Raw genomic sequence first — 23,457 nt, forward strand, 5'->3', positions numbered from 1 at the left:
TGTAAATTTGGCATCTAGCACTAATTATATTCTCTTTATTCTATTTTTCTCGTAATCTTCAAAAATCATTTGTCCTAAACCTGACAGACCTGTTAAAAAGGCTTTTCCTTTATTTTGGGCTGTAAATGCTTCCACAAATTTACGCAGATAAGGATCCTGGGCGATCATAAATGTAGTGATGGGGATTTTCAGTTTTCTGGCTTGTGCAGCTCTGTTAAGGCATTGGGAAACAATCATTTCATCAAGGCCGTTGCTGTTCATATAAAATTCTCCGGTGGGCAACTGGATGCAGCTTGGCTTTCCATCCGTAATCATGAAAATCTGTTTGTTCGTATTTCTTTTTCTGCGGAGAATATCCATCGCCAGTTCTAATCCGGCAACTGTATTGGTATGGTAAGGCCCAACCTTTAAATAGGGGAGATCTTTGATTTTAATGGGCCAGGCTTCATTCCCGAAAACAATAATATCGATGGAGTCTTTCGGATATTTCCGCTTAATTAATTCCACCAGGGCCATTGCCACTTTTTTGGCAGGGGTGATGCGGTCTTCTCCGTATAAAACCATGGAGTGGCTGATGTCTATCATCAACACAGTACTCATTTGCGCTTTGTGCTTGGTTTCTTCTACAATAAGGTCATCCTCCGTTAGTCGTAAATCTGAAATTCCGTTGTTGATCTGTGCATTTTTTAAGCTTTCGGTCATATTCACGGTGGATAGATCATCTCCATATTGAAAAGAACGGTTTTCACCATCCCGTTCGTCACCAACTCCGGTTTTTGTGGTCCGGTGATTTCCTGCACCACTTTTTTTCAGTTTTCCGAAAATTTGGTCAAGGGCATACTCACGTAAAGCTGCCTCCAGTTTAGCCGTCAATATATTTTTGCCTTTTCCCGTTCCGGAATTACCTTCTTTAGGATCATCTTCCTCCTTGATGTATCCTCGTTTTTTTAAATCCTCTTCAAAATCCTGAAGCGTATATTCGTCGCTAAAAATGTCATATTCTTTATCAAGCATATCAAGCCATTCGAAGGCTTCCTCAATATCACCGGAAGTATGGGTAAGCAAATCTTTGAAAACATCAAAGACCCGGTCAAAATGCGAAATATCTTCCGGGATGTGTTTACTGAACGTAAATCCTTTTTGATAGTTAAAATCTTTATTCTTCATAAGATGCTGCTGCTGTTTTCAGGTACCTGTTTTAAACCTTTAGATAGAAGGCTGGAGCTTAAAAATTACCTGCAGGTATTCTGTATTTCTTTACTTTATTTAAGCATACAAGTTAGGGAAATATCACATCATGAACACCTTATGAAAAATAGAAAATACTAATAACAGCGATACGAAATGAGATATAGCTTTAATGAAAAATTTAATTATCAGCCGTTATTAATTTATTCTACATAGTGATGAATAGTATTATAAAGAAAATTTCTGGGGTTGATTCTTGTAATCAGCTCGAGCTCATTGTCGGTCAGTCTTCCCGCGGTATCCGCCCACATCTGTTTATCACTTTTCTGGCTGCGTACTACATAAAAGTCACTGCCATACAGGATGCGGTCGCTAATACCACTGTCCTTCTTTAAAAGCGATTTTAACATAGGAAATATGCGGTCATCATGAAGAATATAGCTGATGTCTGCATACACATTAGGATACTGTAGCATCATGCTGTAAATAATGGCAAACCACGTATTATGCCTCCATGAGTTTTCCAATGCCGTAGGAATGAAATTGATCCCCTTACCTTGTGGAGTTGTAAAACCGTTTTCAGAGAGGTATCGGTCGCGTTCCATATATTTTGCCCATTCCTCCTCTCCGCCGAAATGTCCAAAGCAAATTTTAAGCTCACTGAGGTTCTTCTTAAGGGGCTGATCGCTGGTAGTATAACCAAATAGTGAATACAGTGCCTGATCATTATAATGTTCCAGCAACAGTTTCAGATAGTATTCATCCAGCAGGCAAAGGTAGTTCAGGGGATGGGTGAAGTTCGTAGAGAAGTCACTGTTGTTGAGTTCGTAGAGCCTTAAAGGTTCCTGCTTTCCTTTTTCTCCGGTCGACTGTGAAAATACGGGGTGAGTGTTCCATTCCTTTTTCTTGTTCCCACGGTAGTAGATGGTACCTTTAATACAGTGATTGAGTACCGGAATCTGGTTTTCACAGGCCCATAACATCAATGGAAGTATGTCTCTGTCAAAAGGATAATAGCCAAGGGCAGGATAGGTTTTAATTCCTCTGAATCCCTCGTTGGTTATACAGTTCCTGATCTCGTCAAAATAAGTATGATCATCTCTTATTCTCCTTGGATCAGCAAAGACAAAAGGAAGACAGGTTTTAGATTTGATGCGCTTGAGTGCCTTTAGCTCATCAAGCTGTTTCATATAGTTAGATTGAGGAATACCAGCTTCCATATAATCCATATCCATTGGAAGAACAACGAAGCGCCCGTCTGAAGGGTATTGCTTTTCCAGCATCCGGAATATGGTCATTTGTTTTTTATGGAAGGCAAATCGGCCAATACTGATATACCGTTTCAGATAAGCTGATGTTTCTGATCCCGGCAGGAATCTTAGAAACTGAAACAGACCTTTGGAAATAAAAACGACGAGATTCCGTCCCGATTTGTTGAGGACAAAGAGCAGCAGTACAATCAAAAATCTTAAGGTTACCTGTTGAGGGGGTGGTAAAAGAAAAATCTGCTGCATGAAACTATTTAAACCTTCCACATATCCAAACCAGGCCTGGTCATGAAATTTTCCGGATAGAGTTCCAAAGAAGAGTATAAAAAGGGTGTCTAAAGTTAGAATCACCCCAATAGGAAAGGTCAGATAGGGAACTTTCTGAAGGAACCAGCTAATGTGGAAACGTAGCGATTGCCAGAGTTTGTACGGACGCTGGTACCTCCATTTTGCCGGAACCCTATAGTACCATCGGAAGTAGCCGACAATAAGTTTTATAGTTAGTACAAATCCAAGTCCCAGGGGCAGGAGTTTTTTACCTAAAAATGGCGGAATATGCTCTCCGGTAAAGGTGTGGGTATGACAGTTAATGAAAGGTGGCCTTTTATCGGCAAGTGAATCCTGCGCTTGTATTGGCGCAAGTGGCGTAGGGGGAGTATTCATTATTCAGGGGGTTCGTTTTCGGCACAATTTACAAACAAATAGTGAATCTGAATCCCTTTTTTAACAGACGTTATTGTGTTGCTTAATTACACTGCTTTTTTTTGAGGAATAATAAAACTGTTTGGCGAATTCATGGTAGTTTTTCTCATTAGAATACGATATAATGATAAGGTTGTTAAAACAAAACGGATCTTTCCCCTTTGGAATTCAGGGCTTCTTTTAATTAGAGAAGCTCTTTTCTAAATTTCAATAAGACCGTGATAACCATTATTTATTGGCAGCTGGTATATAATCAGGAATGTAGGCATGCTCATTTCTCAGGATCTGAATAAAATCTTTGGAATATACCTGTAAGCGAATATCAGTAATATTTGTGATTTTCGAATTTTTATTTCCTGAAAGGTCATACGATAGGATCTCTTCTTCCTGTCCGTCTTCTTTAGACAGGACGTAATAAAAATCTTTATTTTCCCAACAGCTTATCTCGTCTGAGGAATTATCTTCAATAGTAACACGGGTGAAATTTTTCTGCAGGAAACTCAGAAGATTTGAAGTGTCATTTTTATTTTTTGAAGTTTTATGGGCATTTAAGTAAACAAATTCTCCTTTATTGTTTTCTGTCATGTCCAAAGCAGGAAATGCCACCTTATTTAAAATGGCTAAAGTATCCTTTGCCTCATCGTACGCAACCGTGTGATATTTGTACCCAAAATATTTGACGGGTTTCTCTTTTCTGGACATCCAGTCATTAGTTGATTCCAGATAGAATTCGGTTGGTAATCTTCCATTCGATTGATAAAAAGCAAGCGTATCTTTTGCAAACATAGCTGTTTGAAGAGCTTTTTTCGCTGCCTTTTTATCCAACTTTTTTATGTCAGTGGATAAAAGCTCATCCGTTTTCTGCAACCTGGGTTTAAAAAAGCCCGAAACATCAAATGTTTTGTCCAGTTTCTCAATTAAAACAACGTTGGAATCCTGAGACTGACACGAATAAAAAAGATTCAGTAAGATAATTGAAGCAATTATTTTTTTAACCATAATCCAAATATAAAAAATAAAGTCATTGAAATATAGGTCGAAAGGAGTTCTCATCTTTTTTACACCATTCGTAGGGCTCAGGTTGATGGCTTTAGAATTAATTTCTTTAGAATTTCCCCTGCACTTTCGACTTCAAAATTCCTTTTATTAATTTGATGTGATTATCAAGGGTTTATGTTTGTGTAATATCTATGTCATATGTTTTACTTAGTTCAACTTCAACTCTTTTTGTAATGTTGTATAAGCAATTAATGGAATCCAGAATAGGATTCATATTTCATAAAATAGATTTAGAAATTATAAAATAAACTATTTAGTTGCAGATATGAATGAACATTTTTTAATAGTTTTATAGATTGACCGTAGTTCATTTTTCTTGTATTGATCTTGGAAGAATTAAAATAGGAGAAAGGTGATCATTAGGTTAATCGAGAGTAGATGGTCTTTAGTTATTATTTTACTATTGCAATAATGAGGAAGTTGGCTTACTAAGATATAATAGGGTGACTGCGATCATATTGCAATAGTATTTTTTAATTTGAAGAGGATTTTTACTGATTATTTCTGAGGTTTCCAGATCCTGTACAACTTCAATATAGATCTTAAAAATCACCCATATTGCAGTATTCTTTTCTTTTCTCGTCATAGAAGGTATTTCTGCTTATATTCAAGACCCCTCACATAGCTTTTCGACAGAAACACGAGATTTATACTTTCTCCTTCTGATAGGCATGTAAAAGTTAATATAGATTACAGTTTTTAATTTATAATATGACTCCAGGTGAAGAATACAAAAAGAAACTCCTCAGGATTAATCTGAGGAGTCTTTCAAAATATCTTATAAAGGTTATTTGTGTGTTTAGAATCGTAAAAAATAAAAAAATGAGGGGGTTGAAATTGAGATTATCCTTACTAAGCTTGACCTCCTTTAATTATTATACACTAATACCTGCATTTTAGTAAGCATCGCTTCTGTGTCTCCATTGTATCCGGAGAAAGTGGAGGGAACTACATTCACTCTGGCGGTCCCTGCCCAAGCAACATACTGAACCTTAAAAGCATATGTTCCTGCAGTTAGAGTGACAGATTTTAGAAAGGTTACAGGCACAGGCATATTGACTAATCCTCCCGTGCTACGAGGTATAGGAAAAGTATAATTATTATTAAAGGCAGGAATATTAACAGTAACAGATAAATCTGATTGAGCATTATTAGGAAAGATACCCGCTTTTGAGACATACGCTGAGGAAATTTTAGTTCCATTTTGCAGAAGCGTAAAAACCCCCTGAGATGATACCCCGGTACCGATATCTAATGCATATCCTAAAATAGTAAACAAAAGGGTTTGGGTTTTACCAGCAGGAACAGTTACATTAAGAGTGACTCCCGGTACATCAATTGTCTGTCCTGCTGTAGCTGTAGCTTCGGTAGTTCCCTGGACATACCTAGCACTATTTACAGTTCCACTTACCGTATTCAAGGTCTGCCATGCGGGCGCAACACTTGGTCCCTGAGAAGTCAGGATTTGTCCGGATGTTCCTGCCGAACCAGCTGTACTAGCATCACCCCCAACGTTCAATTCATTAACGACCTGAAGCGAACCGTTAACATGTAATGCTTTTTGAGGAGTAGTAGTATTAACCCCTACCTGGGAATGGGCGGATATAGACGCCATGAGAATTAAAGAAAAGATTAATTTTTTCATTTGAGTGTAGATTTATAAATTATAGGATTGATTTGAAATGTGAACTATTGTTTGAGAATCTATAAAATTTGATAGAGCAATATTACATCAGAAAATAATATTTTTTCAAAATCTCGCCTATTACATGGGTATTACATCGTTTTAAGTAATTGATAATTAGTTTTTTAATTTATTTTTTTAAAAAAACCTGCCCGATGAATTTTAACCTAGTCACATGGTTTTGTTGTAAAAAACAAAAAACACACTATTATTTTAATAATATTTTCTGTTCGGTTGGAGGATATTTAGATTATTTTTTTAGTTCTCAGTAAAGTTGATCCGGAAATGGAGCAGGATGATTATCAGAAATGGGATTTTACTTGTATATGACACATTTATTGTATGTATTATTAGAAGAAAATACAGACTATTTATTTAATCCGATGAAGGTAACGTATTGTGGTTTGAATATACAGAGAAACCCCATAGATTCTAAGATGTAATATCTGTGTAATATGCTTTAGTAGGGACTTATACAATATAAATTTTTATTATTGCCCGAATTAAATCGTTAATGGAATTTTATTTTAACAGATGATATCAATAGCTGATGTTTTAAAAAATCTATAGAAACAATTTAAAAATATTGCAAAATAGTGTTGTGATATTATTAATTTAGTATAGTAATTTAAATTTCAATTATGATTTAATAGTATTTTAATTTTATGCTTATAATATAATTAACACATGATGAAATTTTTTATTATTTTTTTTTCCATTTTATTGTCCGGCCAGCAACGGATTTCCACGAAATATATTGATTCAGGGTTTGCGAAAACTGAGGTTTTAGCCAGAGAAGGGAAGTATGATGAGTACATAAAAAAAACGATGCTACTGCTGAAAAATTCTAAAGCAATCAATTATTCTAAAGGAATTGCATTAGCTTATTTAAATCTTTCTTGTGGCTATTCCTACGCAAGTGATTATAAAAAGGGACTGGAATATTTAAGACTGGCAAAAAATCAAGAATATGCTCAAAATGATTTCGACTTTCAGATTTTGATTAAAAATTATTCAGGGTTTAATTATTATAATATGGGACTTTATCAGGAGGCAATCGCTGAATTTAAAGAAATCACCATACTGTCAGACGAAATTTCTACTGATTCATTAAGAATATTTCATAAATCTTATGCCTACTGTGAAATAGGAGCTGTGTATAAAGCTAAAAATCAGCTGGATTCATCTAAATTCTACATAAAAAAGGGAATTAATATTTTGCGACGTGAGAAAAAAATGACAGCCAGATCAAAATCAATGTTATTATGGTATTCTTTAGGATTAATAGAAATCAATATTGATGAAAAAAAGATTGATTCAGCGGAAATCAACCTTAAACCGCTGGAAGCTCAATCAAAAAGAATATTGGGAAACAGTAATTCCAAATTGTATAAGATAAAAGGTTTGATTAATGAACATAAAAAAGAATATGATTCTGCAATTGTTAATTATCAAAAGTCTATTCAGCTGGCTAAAAAAGGGAGAAATATTGTTGAAGTACAATGGCTGTATAATGCTGTTTCTAAAGTTTATAAGCAAGTTGGGAACGAAGAATCTGCCAGAGAATACCTCCAGAAATATACTTCTGTTAGAGATAGTTTAACAAATGCCAAGCAGTCTGCTATTGAAAGCACAGTAAAAGAATTAGTAGTACAAAAAGAAAATAAAATAAAAAACAGTAATAAATTTTTATTTTACGGAATATGTACCGGAGCTCTTGGTTTATTTATCCTGATTTTTCTTATTGTAAGAAGATTACACAAAAACAATACAATACTGAATAGAAAAGAGCAGGAAACCAGATTATTAAGTCAAAAGCTCAATGTTGCTTTTGAGGAGGTGGTACAGTTGGCAAAAAATAATGATTCCGAGTTTCTTACCCGGTTTCAGGAGGTTTATCCCGAATTTTTCCCAAAACTACTGGAGATCGAGCCTCAGCTGCTCAACACTGAATTAAAGTTTTGTGCACTATTGTTTCTCAACTTTTCTACGAAGGATATAGCCACTTATACATTTGTACAACCTCAGTCCATACAGACCAGAAAAAACAGGTTGAGGAAAAAGTTGAAAATATCCTCTGACGAAGATATTTATGTCTGGATGAAAAATGTTAATAAGACATTTAATATTTTAAAATCTGTTTCATAGACTGTTTATCTATGTTTTTTTATTGTCATATCTAAGTAATATCTCTTTTTTTTGAAAAACACACAGGATAAAGCAAATTTGTGGTCTGAAAAATAGTATTATGATCAATTTAAAAGACATCCACATTGGAAATTTAGTTGAAAAAAAATGGCAAGAATTGGATATTCCTTTAGACAGGGTATGTAATTTCTTTAGATGTGATGAACAAGAGATCAAAAATATGTTTCAACAAAAGGAACTTGATACAGGAAATCTTCTAAGATGGTCCAAATTATTGGAATATGATTTTTTTAGATTATACTCTCAGCATTTGATTTTCTATTCACCTCCTGCAGTTAACAATAAAAATGAAAAACAAATACCCTGTTCACTTCCTGTTTTCAGGAAAAGTCTCTATACACAAGAGCTTATTGACTTTATCATAGAGCTTATTAATATAGGAGAAAAAACAAAGCAAGAGGTCATCACTGATTATAAAATCCCTAAAACAACACTCTATAAATGGATTAGCAAATACAGAAGCTACGAAAGAGAATAATAAAAGCATATGGAAAAATCATACCCGGATTATAAAAGAATTTATAATGATATTATTACAAAGAGATATCCTCAGAAAAAAAAAATATGTAGGGGTATTTTAGAAAAAGAGGAATTATCCGCTCTGGATGTAATAAAACTGAATTCATTAATATTTGAGACAAAAAATAAAGAAGCTACCATCTTTAATCAGCAGCACCGTTCTTATGATAAATCTGCCATCTTGGATATTTTAAATTATCAAAAAAAGAATAAATTAAATAATACCCAAATAGCTCTTCATTTTAAACTGAGCAGGAATTCAATCGCCAAATGGAAGAAAATGGCAGAGTTTGATAAAAGTTTATAAATAGAATGATCTCAATTAAATCAGATACCAATAGTTAAAAGAGAAGCAACATCTAAAATCAGCGATCAAAGTAGGGATTTTGCCAGATGCCGGATAATTAGAGTCTAAAATTGAAGGAGAACTAAAAAATTAGACTCCTGCCTGGAACAGGCAGGAGTCTAACCGTCTAAATTGATATTGCCACAAGATCATCAGATAATAAAATAACCATCTTTTATTGAATAGTGTCCTACTAATTTTTGCTCTTCAGCAGGTCAATTAATTTTTGAGCAACGGCTATCGATGATCCTGGGTTTTGTCCTGTAATTAAATGTCCATCCTGTAAAACGTAGCTGTGCCAGTCTTCCGTTTTACTGTAAATTCCACCTAGTTTTTTCAATTCATCTTCCACCAGGTACGGAACTATTTCGGTCAATTGCACAGCCTCTTCTTCTGTATTGGCAAACCCGGTCACTTGTTTTCCTTGTACCAATGGAGAACCGTCTTCATTTTTCACAAATCTGAATACTCCGGGAGCATGGCAAACGGCTGCTACAGGTTTACCTTTTCTGTAAAATGCTTCAATCAGCGCAATAGAATTTTGATCATTGGTAAGGTCCCAAAGAGGGCCATGACCTCCGGGGTAGAATACGGCATCGTAATCCTCCTCTTTCACTTCGCTAAGCTTCAGGGTGTGGGAAAGTTTTTCCTGTAAGGCTTCATCCGCATCAAAACGTCTGGTTGCTTCTGTCTGGAAGTCTGGAAGTTCACTTTTAGGATCGAGTGGGGGTCTGCCACCAAGTGGTGAAGCCAAAGTTACTTCCGCACCTCCTTCAGTAAGGGAGTAATAGGGAGCTGCAAACTCTTCTGACCAAAAACCTGTTTTAAGTCCGGTGTCCCCTAACTGATCATGTGATGTAAGCACAATAAGTACTTTAAAATCTGTTGTGTTCATTATTTTGAATTTTAAAATTTATAAATTATTATGAGGTATAAAAGACAGAATTTAAAGCAGGGAATACCATAAAACGCAACCTTCTGTTTCAATTAGGGCGTCTGAACCATTTAAATTGGTGGTATTGATTTCGTATGCCTCCATTTTTACTGTCTTTAAATAACAATACGAATTTGGGGCAAAAAGAGAAGATGATGGTGTGACCTACATCACTTTACGGGAAAAAACTGTTTTTTGTGATATAGATCACTTTACTAAGGTTGATACAGACGGCTCAGGGTCTCTCTTGAAACACCGAGGTATGCTGCTATTAACTGTTTGGGTACGAGATTGTACAATTCGGGATGTTGCATCATTAATTCTTCGTATCGGCTACGTGCATTATTATTTAAAAGAGAGAGGATTCGTTTTTGTAATCCAACATAGCCCCTGTTTGAGCGCCAGCGGAGAAAATGTTCCACTTCATGGATTTCCCGGCATGCTTTTTCCCGGTCTTCACTGTAAAGGCAAAGGGTGTGAGCATCTGCGACACAATCAATACTGAACGTGGCTTTTTCATTGTTGTACAACGCATTATAGTCCGAAGCCCACCACATGCTTGTTGCAAACTGAAGAATGTGCATTTTAAGGCTGTCGTTGGTATAAAATGTTTTTAAGCAACCATCGAGAACGAAATATTCATGATCAACTTCATCGCCTTCGGTAATTAGGGTTTCACCTTTTTTAAAAGATTTAGGTTTAAATAACGAAAAGAAATAATCAAACTGTTCATCCGTAAGATCAACCACTTTACTCATATGTGTTCTCAGAATTTCTTTTGCATTCATAACGTAATACTATGATGCAAATATACTTTATGTTGGCATGTTCTGAACAAATTTTCGGGGGGATAACAAAAAATTTTGGTAAGGAATTTGTTAATAATCAGGCTGGAATTTAAAATATCATATTAAAAATACATACACTGAGTGAAATCCTCAATTTTTATGAAGTTTTTTGATGTAAAGTGAAATTAAATTCTCTTGGTTTTATCATGTATTTACTGTTATAAAAAGACAAAAATTACTTTAACTTTGCTAAACGAATGATATACCTGCACTACCTGATTTCTGGTCGTGCTGTTATATCCTTTAAAACTAATACCGGAAAGACTTAAATAATCAGAAAATTAATTTAGCTGATAAACAGATATGAAAAATAAATTCTTAAATTTTAAATTGAGGAAAATTGTTCATTACTCATTGATCGCCTGTATTCTATTGATACAGGTCATTATCGCCGTTTTTTTTTATAACGAATTTGTGAATGAAAAGAAACTGAAGTTTATCAAGGACCAACTGGAGGAAAGCAGAGCTTTGGGTGGGCTGACGGATGATTCGCGAAAAGATTTCATGGATGCGCAGAACTACCTTCAAAAGTATATGGTCAGCCAGGATGACAAAGATCTGAAATTATATTTTCAGTCCCTTAGAAAACTGAAGGGCAATTTTGATAAAATAGGAGCGTATGAAAGCATAAAGCCGAGATTGAAAAACAATCTAACCCTGCAGAAAAAAGATACGCTGCAGATTAAAAGGCTGAAAACATTAATAGATTCCGCTTATCAGTCTTCTCTGAACCCTCCTGAAAAAGTTGAGGATACACCCTATGAGCTGAAAAAGTATAAGAATAATTTCGATAATCTGAATATCGAAACGCGTACCTATTCTGATACCATCAAGAAGAAAGGCTTTATGGGACGTTTAAAAGATGCCATATCCGGAAAGGTGGAGGTTCAGAAAGAAAGCACGGTCATTACAATGACGAACAATAAAGCACTAGACCTTTCTAACATAAAATCAGAAATGGATAATGCCATAAAATCTATGGATAAGCATTATTCGGATGAGGTGAAAAAGGTTCAGTTGCATGTCGCTAAAAATCAACGGGATAATGCTCATTTTTACAGCAATTTCAGTAAGCTATTGGTGTATAGCAACGGGCTGATCAAGGTGTACGAAAATGCCATTAAAGACTTTAAATCAGAATTAGAAAAAGAATATAACAAGCAAAGCTCCGATAATAGTAAAATCAGAACCTATCTGGTACTGGGATTAATGGTTTTAATGTTTATTGTATCCATTCTGATCATGTACTTTACAAGAATGGCATTCATCTATGAACTGAAACTGAATGCAGCGAATGACGAGATTAAAAAGAGTCTTACTTTCAAAAACAGAATTCTGGGAATGTTGAGCCACGAATTAATGTCTCCGCTTAAAATTGTTAATATTTTTATCGATAAGATCAACAGAACGACCAAGGATGAAACTACAAAAGACTATCTGAAGTCCATTAAGTTTACCAACAGTACCTTGCTGATACAGTCTAAACAGATCCTTGAATATACGAAGAATCAGGAAGCTGAAAACAAACTGACAAAAACGGTCTTTAATCTTAAGGATGAAATTAATTCTATTGTAAAAGCTATTACGCCCTATATCGAAACCAGAAATAATAAATTTTTGGTGACGGACAGGATACCTGAAAACCTTGTGGTGAATTCAGACCCTATAAAAATCAACCAGGTTTTTATGAATATTCTGGGAAATGCCAACAAGTTTACAGAAAACGGTCAGATTGATCTTACCATGGCAACGGAACAGATAGATGACAACAGAATTTCCCTCATCACAACAGTAGGGGATACTGGGGTGGGAATATCTGATTCTGACCTGGCGAAAATTTTTGAACCCTATTATCAGGGAATGATATCTGATGAAATTGATAATTTTGGTGCAGGATTGGGACTAAGCTTGTGTAAGGAAATTATAGAACTTTTCAATGGTGAAATATCTGTTTCAAGTAAGCTGCATAAAGGAACAAAAGTAACATTCAGTATTAATTTAAATATCAGTAATAATGGGAATGCCAATGGAAAATAAAGAGATTGTATTCCTTTTAGCGGATGATCATAGTATCGTAAGACAGGGAATGGAGATCCTTATCGATGAAATTGTGCCCAATGCTAAGGTATATCACACTTCATCTTTACTACAGATTGTAGAACTGATACAATCAAAGGAAATTGAAATCGCCATCATTGATGCTCACTTTCCGGACGGAAACAGTCTGCATGTTTTGCCAAAGATGAGAATCGCCAATCCCAATATTAAAATTTTAGTCTTCACCGGTCTGGAAGAAGATCTGCATGTGCTCAAATTTATAAAAGCCGGCGCTAATGGATATGTAAGTAAATTAAGTGAAGAGGATGAGATAAGACAGGCGATCTCAGATATCGTACACAAAGGCGAATATTTTTCTGCTCTTTCCAGGAACTTAATGGTGCAGTTTGTTCACAATCCGGATTTAATCAATCCTCTCAGCCGCTTATCGAATAGGGAGTTACAAATTGCCGAAATGTATGCGGAAGGACTTGGCAACCTGGAAATCGCCAATCATCTGGATATCAAACAGAATACAGTCAGCACGATCAAGAAAAATATTTTCGATAAATTGAAAATTGAAAATCTCGTTGAGCTGATTGATATCGTCAAAACCCATCATAAAATGTAGGATTTCCAAAATCCGTTTTTTACTTCCAGACTGTCCCAATCTTTTGCCAATAAAGATCTAGGTGTTTATCGATATATATCGGTGTCTATTGTAGGATATTTTATTCTGCGATGTTGTTACTTTGTACCAGAGAAAAAAACCAAATGAGAAATGTATCTGAACAGAAAATGCTATTTAGCCTTTGAAGTTCTGTACAAACATACAAATGATGGTAACTGTAAAAATAACACGTTATGGTTGCACAAAAACAAATGATGAAATTAAAATAAGTGTATGCATAACCTTGGCCTGACTTCTTGAAAGCCGCTCTTAAAAAAACACAAATTACAATAAAGAAGTTAAATAGGTCGTTAGGTTATTGAATACAGAAAAAAAGGTTGTCCAAAAGGGTCAACCTTTTTTTGTTATAGAAACCTCTCCATATTTCAGAAAAATTAGTGTGATTTAAGGTAAATTCTTAAGCCATTTTGCCGATAAACATCTCAGCTTTTATCGACATATATCGATACCAATTATAGGATAATGTATTCTGCAATGTTGTTACTTTGTACCAGAGAAAAAACAAATGATGGTAGCTGTAAAAATAACACGTTATAGCTGCAAAAAACTAAATGATGAAATTAAAATAAGTGTATGCTTAACCTTGGCCTGACTTCTTGAAAGCCACTCTTAAAAAAACACAAATTACAATAAAGAAGTTAAATGGTTCATTAGGTTATTAAATACAGAGAAAAAGGAGGTTGTCCAAAAGGGTCAACCTCTTTTTTTTTTTGAGGCATCTCTGTATTTCAGAAAAATTATGATGATTTAAGGTGAATGTTTAAATCATTCTGTCGATAAACATCTAGGCTTTTATCGATATATATCGATGCTGATTGTAGGGTATTATATTCTGCAATGTTGTTACTTTGTACCAGAGAAAAAAACCAAATGAAAAACGTATTTGAACAGAAAAAGCGGCTATGCTTTAGAAGTTCTGTACAAACACACAAATGATGGTAGCTGTAAAAATAACACATTATGGCTGCAAAAAACTAAATGATGAAATTAATATAAGTGTATGCGTAACCTTGGCCTGACTTCTTGAAAGCCACTCTTAAAAAAACACAAATTACTATAGAGAAGTTAAATAGGTCGTTAGGTTATTAAATACAGAATAAAAAGAGGTTTATCCAAAAGGGTCAACCTCTTTTTTTATTTTAAAAACCACATTTCAAAAGAGCTGCCTTCTTCCTGTGACTGATAGATAAGATATCCCCGATGGGCTTCCATAATACTTTTTGAAAGAGTTAAGCCAATTCCGGAACCTCCATTTCTGGTCGTAAAAAACGGAAGAAATATTTTATCTTTAATTTCATGGGTGATGCCTGAACCATTGTCTGTTAACGCTAAAATAACCCGGTTGTTTCGAGATTTTATAGAGGTTTTAATAATCCTTTCTTCCTTTTCCAAGACGGCAAAAATAGCGTTGAGATAAAGATTGATAAGGCTTCGTTCAATCATTTTCAGATCTGCAGAAACAAAATGTTCTTCCAAATCTAAAACGACCTGAATATTGTTCTTTTCAAATTCATGTTTTAAAAAGTCAATGGCAGATTCTGTGATTTTTTTCAGAGAGACATTTTTGAGGATGGGTTTTGGAAGTTCTGCTACCTGGCGGTAATTGTCAACAAAATTGAGGAGCTGTTTTGATTTTGAAGTGATGATCATCAGGCTTTCTTTCATTTCTTCCTGATCTTCCTTATTGACTGTCTCCTGATTACTAATGTATTCAAGGTTTTGAATAAGACTGTTGACCGGAGTTAATGTATTTAAAAGTTCATGCGAAATCACTTTCATAAGGTTATTCCAGGCCAGTTTTTCTTTCTGCTCAATAATTTTCTGAACAGATTCTAAAGTGATAATGTAAAAACTATGCTGAACGTTTTTCACTTGTTTCGTTCTCATAGAAAAAGACTGTTTCGCATTTTGACGGATAGAAATATCAAGAAAATCCTGCGAACTTTCATAATTCGTTTCCTCAATAATTCGGTAAAATTCAGGAATTTTTGTGGCATACAGATTCCAGGAATTATATTTGGGGATTTCCAGGATATTCAGAAAGGTAGGATTCACGTAGAATACTTTCCATTCCTTATCAGTTTCAGATAAAATCATCAGACCGATGTCCATTTGGTCCAAAATACTTTCATACAGTAATTTGTAAGAAGATAAAGAAAGGTGTTCATTTTTACTTTGGTAATATAACTGTACACTGCCGTCAATTAAATCAGAACCTTCTTCTTTTGGAAACAATGAAAAATCTTTTTTAATGATGGATTGAATAATTTTCTCTGTTTTTGCAATCTGAGATAAAAATGAGAAATTGGCTAAAAGCACCAAAATTAGAGTCAGTAAAGAAAATAAGATCACATTCATCCATTTTTCTCTGACGAAAAAGTGATAGCATACTATTCCAGAGACGATAGCCAACGAAATATAAATCAACCAGATATAATTGCTTTTATGCATTGAAGTAAATATAACTAAAATTATAACCCGAACTTTTCCATTCTTCTATATAAAGCGGCTCTTGAAAGTCCCAGATCTTCAGCTGCCAAAGATATGTTACCCTGATGCTTTTTCAGGGCTTTTTTAATGAGCATTTCTTCCATGTCTTCAATATTAAGATTGGTGATCGTGTTTTCCTGTTCTTCCAGTTGAGGCATCAAAAGCTGAAGACTTTTGTCATTGGATAAAATTACACTTCTTTCGATACAGTGATCTAGTTCACGGATATTTCCGGGCCAGGGATAATTTTTTAGCTGAGATAATAAGTTTTCAGATAATTCCAAATTGGGTTTATGGTATTTCTGTTTGTAGCGGTCTAAGAAATATACAGCAAGAATATTGATGTCTTCCTGTCTTTCCCTTAAAGCCGGAATATTAATTTCCACCGTATTTATTCTGTAGTATAAATCCTGACGAAAACGGTTCTCCGCTACTGCTTTTTTCAGATTCTCATTGGTGGCAAAAATAAAACGCACATCCAGGATTCTTTCCTTGGTTTCCCCAATTCTGGAGAGTTTTCTGTTTTGGATCAGACTCAGTAATTTAGTTTGAAGTTGAAGTGGTAGATTGCCAATTTCATCCAGAAAAACAGTTCCGTTCTGGGTATTTTCTATTTTTCCGGCATAATCCTGATGAGCGTCTGTAAATGCTCCTTTTTTATATCCGAATAATTCAGATTCAAAAAGATTTTCAGAAATACTTCCCAAATCGATATGAACAAAAGGCTCATTTTTTCTGTCAGATTGCTCATGAATAGATTCTGCCAAAACATATTTTCCCGTTCCGTTTTCGCCCAAAAGAAGGATGTTGGCATCAGTAGGAGAGACTTTTTTTATTTGGTGAAGAATCTCCTGCATTTTTTGAGAATGACTGTCCAGCTGATACTGATTGCTTTTTTGATTGATGTTTTCCCATTGACTGAGCTTTTTATTCTTTCGTGAAATATCAACGGCAAGATTAACTGAGGCATACAGTTTTTCGTTATTCCATGGTTTGAGGATAAAATCTGAAGCTCCTTTTTTTAAGCCTTCAATAGCCAGTTCCACTTCACCATAAGCCGTCATCAGAATGATAGGAAGCTGTGGTTCAAGTGTTTTTATCTCATTCATCCAATACAGACCATCCTGACCATTTTCAAATCCTTTCCGGAAATTCATATCCAAAACAACAGCATCGATCTGATTTTCAGTTATAAATTTCAGAATTTTTGTAGGATGGCTAAGGCAGCTTACCTCTGAGAAAAACTTCTTGAGCCAAACCCTTGCAGAAAATAAAATATCTTCATTATCATCTACAATCAAAATATGAGCTTCTTTTTTACGCATATTATTTTTAAAAAATTAATTAAACAGAGAACTCAATACACAAAATTAAAGCTTAAGTGTTCATTATCGCACAAAAAGTGTCCGATAATGAACAGTTTTTAAAAATAGGTTTAAAGCTTTATTTCAGATTGTCAGAGACTTACAAATTTATAATTTACTGGCATCTGGATTGTGTAATTAATTGTAAGCAAACGAGTTATCTTAATTATGGATACGAAAATAGTAAAAAAGAAATCTAAATTGAAAATTGTTTTAGTCGGATTGATAATAATAGTGGCAGGATCACTATTCAGTCTGTATTTTATGAAACAAAAAAAGACGTATAATATTTCGGCAGAAGACATCCAGATGGATGAAGTCACCCGGGGAAAGTTTGAAGACATGTTGATGCTCACCGCACAGACGCAATCTCTCAATTCCTCTTTGGTTAATGTTTTGGAAGGCGGTGCCATCAAAGAAATATTTGCTGAAGACGGGCAGATGTTAACCAAAGGACAACCTATTGCACGGGTGTACAACCCCAATACAGAGTTTAATTATCTGAACCAGGAAACCGGAATTATGCAGCAGATCAGCCAGATGAGGAGCACGCTTCTTGAGCTTAAAAATCAGGAATTCGCTCAGGATAAGGAATTACTGCAGTCCCAGAATGATTATAATACCGCTTTGCAGTCATTTAATTTGCAAAAACGACTGTATGACGCTGAAATTGGGAAAAAGACAGATTATGACATCAGTTTGCAGAATCTGAATTACCAGAAACAAAGAAAATCAATCGTAGAAAAGGGAGCTTTTACTGAAAAAAAATCCAGAAGCTCACAAATGTCTGCCGTTAATTCTTCTATTAGTCAGATGGAGAAAAGCCTTCAGATCCTGCATTCCAATAAAAACAATTTCCTGATTATGGCTCCGGCTTCTGGAAGGTTGTCATCATTTAATGTTTCCATAGGAGAAAATCTGACAACCGGACAGAGTATTGGTAAAATCGATCTGATGGATGGCTATAAATTGGTTGCCAAAGTAGATGAATACTACATCAATAAACTTCAAATCGGAATTAAAGGAAGCCTGGATAATGACGGTAAATCTTATAACGTGATCATTACAAAAATTTTACCGGAAGTAAAGGACGGTCAGTTTTCTGTAGAGCTTAACTTTACAGATGTGAAACCTCAAAACCTCAAAATAGGGATGACTTTTGGCGTTAAACTGAAACTTTCCGCCGATACCCAGAGTGTAATGGTTCCTAAAGGTAATTTTTATAAAGATACCAACGGAAAATGGATCTTCGTGGTAAAAGGAAATAAAGCAGAAAAAAGAAACATTGCTTTAGGGCGTGAAAATCCTTTATTTTACGAAGTAGTTTCGGGATTGAAAAGCGGTGAAACAGTGATTACATCTGACTATTCAGATATAAAAAAATATGAAATCCTTGAGATTAAAAATAAAAAATAATTAACCTTCACATTTAAATAAGAATCAAAATGATTAATGTTCAGAATCTTTCTAAAATCTATAAAACTGAAGACGTACAAACCAATGCTTTAAATAATGTAAGCCTTCACATCAAAGAAGGGGAGTTTGTAGCCATAATGGGGCCTTCTGGCTGTGGGAAATCTACATTTCTTAATATTCTTGGCTTGCTGGATGATGCCTCTGCAGGATCTTACAAATTTGCAGATGTGGAAACTGTAAAAGCTGGAGAAAAAAAGAAATCTGCTATCCGAAAGAAAAATATTGGATTCATTTTCCAGAATTTTAATCTCATAGATGAGCTTAATGTCTATGAAAATATAGAATTACCCTTAATTTATAACGGAGTTTCCTCTTCTGAAAGAAAAAGAAGGGTAGAGGAAATTATGGAGCAAATCAATATCGGTCACCGTGCGAAGCATTATCCACAGCAGCTTTCGGGAGGTCAGCAGCAGAGAGCAGCCGTTGCAAGAGCTCTGGTGACAAAACCGCAGTTGATTCTTGCCGATGAACCTACCGGAAATCTTGACAGTTCCAATGGAAACGAAGTGATGAATCTCCTGGCAGAACTTCACAGAGAAGGTTCCACCATTATAATGGTAACGCACTCTTCTTACGATGCAGGGTTTGCTTCAAGAATTGTCAATATGAAAGACGGTGAAATATTTAATGAAGAACATGCTTCCCAAAGAAGAGATGTCTTTGAAAAAGCAGATGCTCAGGAACTCCAGTAGTTAGAACATTCTTTAACTAAATTATATTGTAAAAAACTAGTAACCGTGGAAGCTCTGCTTCTTTGATGTCAGGTGTATTTTCGACCTGAATAGGGTTGGAAATATACCTTCATCACTTACAAAATTATACTACCATGCTAAATAACTGGCTTAAAATAGCTTTCATTAATTATAAAAAAAACTGGTTGTCTACTGCAATCAATTTATTCGGACTTACGGTGGGTCTTACCGGATTTATGCTGATTCTCCTGCATTGGAATGATGAAGAATCATTCGAAAAATGGAATCCAGAAAAAGATCATATCTACTATTTCCAAACCTATCATAAGAAAGAAAATTCTTACGGGAATAATATTTCTATCCCAATGGCAAAACGTGCCAAAGAAGTCATTCCGGGAGTACAGGATTATGTTTTGTTCAACGGTTCGGGAATAGGAATTAAAATGACGACCAAATACAAAACGGTTTATCAGCGGGAAGGGATGACATCTTCGGAGAGCTTTTTTAATTTTTTTCCCTTTAAATTGGTTTCCGGAACCTACAAAAATGCTTTGAAGGGAGAAGGGGTCATTGCATTGTCAACAATTGCGGCTAAAAATCTTTTCGGTACAACGAATGCCGCTGGAGAAAGTGTCAAATTTGATGGCAAAAATTACGTGGTAACTGCTGTTTATGAGTTGCCGAAAGAAAACAGCCAGATCAAGCCCGAGTTCATTATTAATCCGGTGGAACAGATTAAAAGTGATGAAAAGAATTGGGGAAATTTCAATTATGGTTGCTTTTTTATGTTGAAAGAAGGAACAGATCCTGCTATTGTACAGCAAAAATTCAGAAAAGAAGTTTTCGAATACAGAGCAAAACTTGATAAGGATCCTTCAGGTATGACAACCGAACAATATTTGGATTTATATGGCCCTACCGCTAGTGTACTTACTCCGCTTGATGAAATAAAACTTCACGCAAAAGCATCCTGGTTTGGAACTCCTGATTTTAAAACCATCATGATATTGTTTACCCTTTCTGTCTTGATCGTTGTTTTATCGGCTATCAACTTCATTAACCTGAAAACAGCACAGGCTTCTCAGAGGGCAAAAGAAATAGGAGTAAGAAAAGCGATTGGCAGCACACGATCCAATCTTATTGTTCAGTTTTTACTGGAAACCTTTATGATTTGCATCGCTTCCTATCTGCTTTCACTGGCTTTAACAGAGCTTCTTTTACCAAGCTTCAACAAGTTTTTTGATAAGGAAATGAAGATGGATGACTGGCATATCTACTTTTATTCCTTTACAATGGTGATTCTGGTAACATTGATCTCCGGATTGATTCCGGCCATGTATTTGTCCAACTTCAAAGCCATAGAAACCCTGAAAGGAAATTTCGCAAGAAGCAAACATGGAATTTGGCTGAGAAACGGGATTCTTACTTTACAGCTTATTATTTCTTCATTCTTCATTATTGGCGGACTGATTGTGAATCAGCAGGTGAAATATATGATGGACAAAGATCTTGGGTACAGTGGGAAACAGATCTTGATGATCAACTTCAGTGATTTTAATCCCAAACCCTGGCTGAAGTACGAAAGACTTAAAACAGAGATGAGCAAAATACCAGGTGTGGCTGAAGTTTCTTATGGAGAAGTTGTTCCCGGAAGCAACAGATCCAGCAGTTCAAATGTTGATTTTATGGACAAAAGTATCCAGGCTCAACATGGATCTATGGATTACAATTACCTTCAGTTTATGAATGTGAAGCTGAAAAAAGGGCGCTGGCTGGACCCGAATCTTTCATCAGACACCATCAATAATGTTTTGGTCAACGAAGCTTTTGTGAAAAAATTCGGATGGAAGGATGACGAGGTTTTTAAGAATCAAATCCGTCCCGGATTTGATAACAAAAAATATAATATTGTAGGGATTGTAAAAGACTTCAACATCAGAAGCTTGAGAACAGCCATAGAACCTATTGTCTTTTTTCATTACAGGGAAACAGAATGGAAAAGATTAAATGTCTATAATATTCAGCTCAAGGTAAAATCGGATGATATTGATGGCACTCTAAAAAGAGTTAAAAAATACTGGTCAGGATCAGTAGAACCGGGATATCCTTTCGACTATTTCTTTGTTGATCAGAAGTTTGCCAAAACTTTTGAGAAATACAAAAAACAGCAAACCCTTTTCACCATTCTGAATGCCATGGTACTTATGGTGGCCCTGTTAGGATTATTCGCATTATCTTCATTGATGATCGAACAGAAACTGAAAGATGTGGCGATTAAAAAGACCTTGGGAGCTTCAGACGGAATTTTAATCATGGGGCTGACCAGACAATTTCTTTGGATTACACTCACTGCTGTTCTTATCAGCATTCCGATCAGTTATTATCTGATGAACGAATGGCTGAAAGATTTCGCTTACCGAATTGATATGCCTGTTTTGCCATTCATTATAAGTCTTCTTACTCTACTTGTGTTAACATTCGTAGTTGTGAGTATTAAAGCGTATAAAGCGACAAAAGTAAGTCTTGTAAAGTATCTTAAATACGAATGATATTCATTCCGGGTACTTATTTTCTTTAAAATACATTTAAATTAATCTTTTACATGAAAAATTTTATTTTCATATTTTTTGTCGGGCTATTTCCTGCGCAGCAATCCTGGAACCTTCAGCAGTGTCTGGACTATGCTGCTGCCAATCATCCACTTGTAAAGCAGGCAACGATAAACATAAAAAAAAATGATCACCAGATTGCAGCCTCAAAAGGCATGTTATTGCCCTCTGTAGAAGCCGGAATCAATCATAGCTATAGTTTCGGATCATCGATTAATCAATCCAACAATCAGAGAGAAGTACTTAATACACAATATGACCAGTTTATAGCGCAGGCTAATATTGAGCTTTTTAACTGGCGGAATTATGTGAATATTTCCCTGTCGAAACTGAACAAAGAAACCAGTACCTACAAACTGAAAAAGGCTCAGAATGAAGTGAAACTGAATGTCATTCAAACCTTTTTTATCTATCAAAACAGTAAAAGCTGGCTTGATGTCCTGGAAACTCAGATTTCAGGAATAGAAGAGCAAATTAAGCGAACAGAAAAAGAGGTGGAAATAGGAAGCCGCTCAAAAAGTGATATTTATGATATCAAAGCCAATTTGGGAACCCTGCAGGAACAGTGGGTGACTGCAAAAAATCAACGAGACCTGGCGAAAATTAATCTTCTTAACGCTTTAGTTCTCACTCAGGATTCTGTAGATTTTGTAATGACCAATGAAGAGACTTTACCGGACGAAGATTTTGATCAGTCGGATTTTACCAAAAGATTGTTGGAAAATAATCCCGCTTATCAGACCGTTCTTGCAGAAATAAAAGCTCAGGAAAAGAGTGTAAATCTTGCAGGTTCAGCGTATCTGCCTACCCTTAATGGAAGCTACAGCTGGTCTACTTTTTATAATAAATTTTTAAATAAAGACAATGTTTCCACCGTAAGCTTTTCAGATCAGTTTACTCAGAATAAAAACCAGTCCCTGTCTTTTGGACTTAATATTCCGGTTTTTAATAAGTTTCAGGTAAAAAACAACGTGGAAATTGCAAAGCTGAATGTGATTAATTCCAATTATGATAAAGAACTGATTGTTAATAATCTTACCCAAAGCATCAATTCCATAAAAGCCCAGTTTTTAAATGCTCAGGAAAAGTACAGCCTTTTGGAATCTAATTTTGAAAATCAGAAACTGTCTTTTCAGAAATCAGAGGAAAAATACAAAGAAGGCCTGATGGATGCGTATACTTTCTTTGTCGTGAGAAACAATTGGCTTCAGGCGAATTATAATCTGATCAGCAGTAAAAATGATGTAATCCAGCAGACTGAATTATTGAAAGTCCTGAAATCCGGATTATAAAAATGTTGGAATTTAACGTGTCTTGAAAAAGTGAAAAACATAAAAAAAAC

The 23,457-nt window shown here is 35.2% G+C and carries 17 protein-coding genes; 9 read left to right on the plus strand and 8 right to left on the minus strand.

From position 1 onward, the window contains the following. Positions 1 to 24 precede the first annotated feature (24 nt). The 4 genes from NZD88_RS17395 to NZD88_RS17410 form a co-directional block, all read right to left on the minus strand. Entirely contained in the window at positions 25 to 1,167 is a 1,143-nt protein-coding gene (locus NZD88_RS17395; protein ID WP_259830815.1) for a vWA domain-containing protein, read from the minus strand. 224 nt (positions 1,168 to 1,391) lie between these two features. Beyond that, the gene (locus tag NZD88_RS17400; protein WP_259830820.1) at positions 1,392 to 3,119 is read right to left on the minus strand and encodes an amidohydrolase family protein; all 1,728 of its coding nucleotides are present in this window, start codon (positions 3,117 to 3,119) and stop codon (positions 1,392 to 1,394) included. Positions 3,120 to 3,386: 267 nt separating this feature from the next. Next, positions 3,387 to 4,157: a hypothetical protein gene (locus NZD88_RS17405; protein WP_259830822.1), complete on the minus strand. Its 771-nt coding sequence runs from the start codon at positions 4,155 to 4,157 to the stop codon at positions 3,387 to 3,389. Between the two features lie 928 nt (positions 4,158 to 5,085). Beyond that, positions 5,086 to 5,862, minus strand: coding sequence for a hypothetical protein (locus NZD88_RS17410; RefSeq protein WP_259830824.1), 777 nt, complete (start codon positions 5,860 to 5,862; stop codon positions 5,086 to 5,088). 726 nt (positions 5,863 to 6,588) lie between these two features. On the opposite strand from NZD88_RS17410, the gene NZD88_RS17415 reads away from it, so the two are divergent. The 3 genes from NZD88_RS17415 (at position 6,589) to NZD88_RS17425 (ending at position 8,935) form a co-directional block, all read left to right on the plus strand. Further along, positions 6,589 to 8,049, plus strand: a complete 1,461-nt coding sequence (locus NZD88_RS17415; protein WP_259830826.1) for a hypothetical protein — start codon at positions 6,589 to 6,591, stop codon at positions 8,047 to 8,049. A 100-nt stretch (positions 8,050 to 8,149) separates the two neighbouring features. After that, on the plus strand, positions 8,150 to 8,587 hold the full coding sequence (locus NZD88_RS17420) for a transposase (protein WP_259830829.1): 438 nt from the start codon (positions 8,150 to 8,152) through the stop codon (positions 8,585 to 8,587). A 9-nt stretch (positions 8,588 to 8,596) separates the two neighbouring features. Next, positions 8,597 to 8,935, plus strand: coding sequence for a helix-turn-helix domain-containing protein (locus tag NZD88_RS17425; RefSeq protein WP_259830831.1), 339 nt, complete (start codon positions 8,597 to 8,599; stop codon positions 8,933 to 8,935). Positions 8,936 to 9,167: 232 nt separating this feature from the next. On the opposite strand, the gene NZD88_RS17430 is transcribed toward NZD88_RS17425, so the two are convergent. Then, on the minus strand, positions 9,168 to 9,869 hold the full coding sequence (locus tag NZD88_RS17430; protein ID WP_259830832.1) for a type 1 glutamine amidotransferase domain-containing protein: 702 nt from the start codon (positions 9,867 to 9,869) through the stop codon (positions 9,168 to 9,170). Between the two features lie 254 nt (positions 9,870 to 10,123). Beyond that, entirely contained in the window at positions 10,124 to 10,696 is a 573-nt protein-coding gene (locus NZD88_RS17435; RefSeq protein ID WP_259830834.1) for a Crp/Fnr family transcriptional regulator, read from the minus strand. A 363-nt stretch (positions 10,697 to 11,059) separates the two neighbouring features. On the opposite strand from NZD88_RS17435, the gene NZD88_RS17440 reads away from it, so the two are divergent. Together NZD88_RS17440 and NZD88_RS17445 are read left to right on the plus strand one after the other, a co-directional pair. Then, the gene (locus tag NZD88_RS17440; protein WP_259830836.1) at positions 11,060 to 12,793 is read left to right on the plus strand and encodes a sensor histidine kinase; all 1,734 of its coding nucleotides are present in this window, start codon (positions 11,060 to 11,062) and stop codon (positions 12,791 to 12,793) included. Continuing rightward, entirely contained in the window at positions 12,783 to 13,424 is a 642-nt protein-coding gene (locus NZD88_RS17445; RefSeq protein WP_259830838.1) for a response regulator transcription factor, read from the plus strand. The genes NZD88_RS17440 and NZD88_RS17445 overlap by 11 nt, the downstream gene beginning before the upstream one ends. A gap of 1,194 nt (positions 13,425 to 14,618) precedes the next feature. Here the strand turns inward: NZD88_RS17445 and NZD88_RS17450 are convergent. Then, a complete protein-coding gene (locus NZD88_RS17450) occupies positions 14,619 to 15,935 on the minus strand; it encodes a sensor histidine kinase (RefSeq protein WP_259830839.1) in 1,317 nt (438 codons plus the stop codon). Positions 15,936 to 15,955: 20 nt separating this feature from the next. Next, positions 15,956 to 17,299, minus strand: a complete 1,344-nt coding sequence (locus NZD88_RS17455) for a sigma-54-dependent transcriptional regulator (RefSeq protein WP_259830841.1) — start codon at positions 17,297 to 17,299, stop codon at positions 15,956 to 15,958. 303 nt (positions 17,300 to 17,602) lie between these two features. Here NZD88_RS17455 and NZD88_RS17460 point away from each other — a divergent pair, with 303 nt between their 5' ends. The 4 genes from NZD88_RS17460 (at position 17,603) to NZD88_RS17475 (ending at position 23,407) form a co-directional block, all read left to right on the plus strand. Then, entirely contained in the window at positions 17,603 to 18,754 is a 1,152-nt protein-coding gene (locus NZD88_RS17460; protein ID WP_259830843.1) for an efflux RND transporter periplasmic adaptor subunit, read from the plus strand. A gap of 29 nt (positions 18,755 to 18,783) precedes the next feature. Continuing rightward, positions 18,784 to 19,506, plus strand: coding sequence for an ABC transporter ATP-binding protein (locus tag NZD88_RS17465; RefSeq protein WP_259830845.1), 723 nt, complete (start codon positions 18,784 to 18,786; stop codon positions 19,504 to 19,506). A 134-nt stretch (positions 19,507 to 19,640) separates the two neighbouring features. After that, entirely contained in the window at positions 19,641 to 22,055 is a 2,415-nt protein-coding gene (locus tag NZD88_RS17470; RefSeq protein WP_259830847.1) for an ABC transporter permease, read from the plus strand. A 53-nt stretch (positions 22,056 to 22,108) separates the two neighbouring features. After that, positions 22,109 to 23,407, plus strand: a complete 1,299-nt coding sequence (locus NZD88_RS17475) for a TolC family protein (RefSeq protein WP_259830849.1) — start codon at positions 22,109 to 22,111, stop codon at positions 23,405 to 23,407. Positions 23,408 to 23,457 lie beyond the last annotated feature (50 nt).

It is taken from the genome of Chryseobacterium pyrolae (assembly GCF_025153485.1).
Classification (GTDB): Bacteria; Bacteroidota; Bacteroidia; order Flavobacteriales; family Weeksellaceae; genus Chryseobacterium; species Chryseobacterium antibioticum.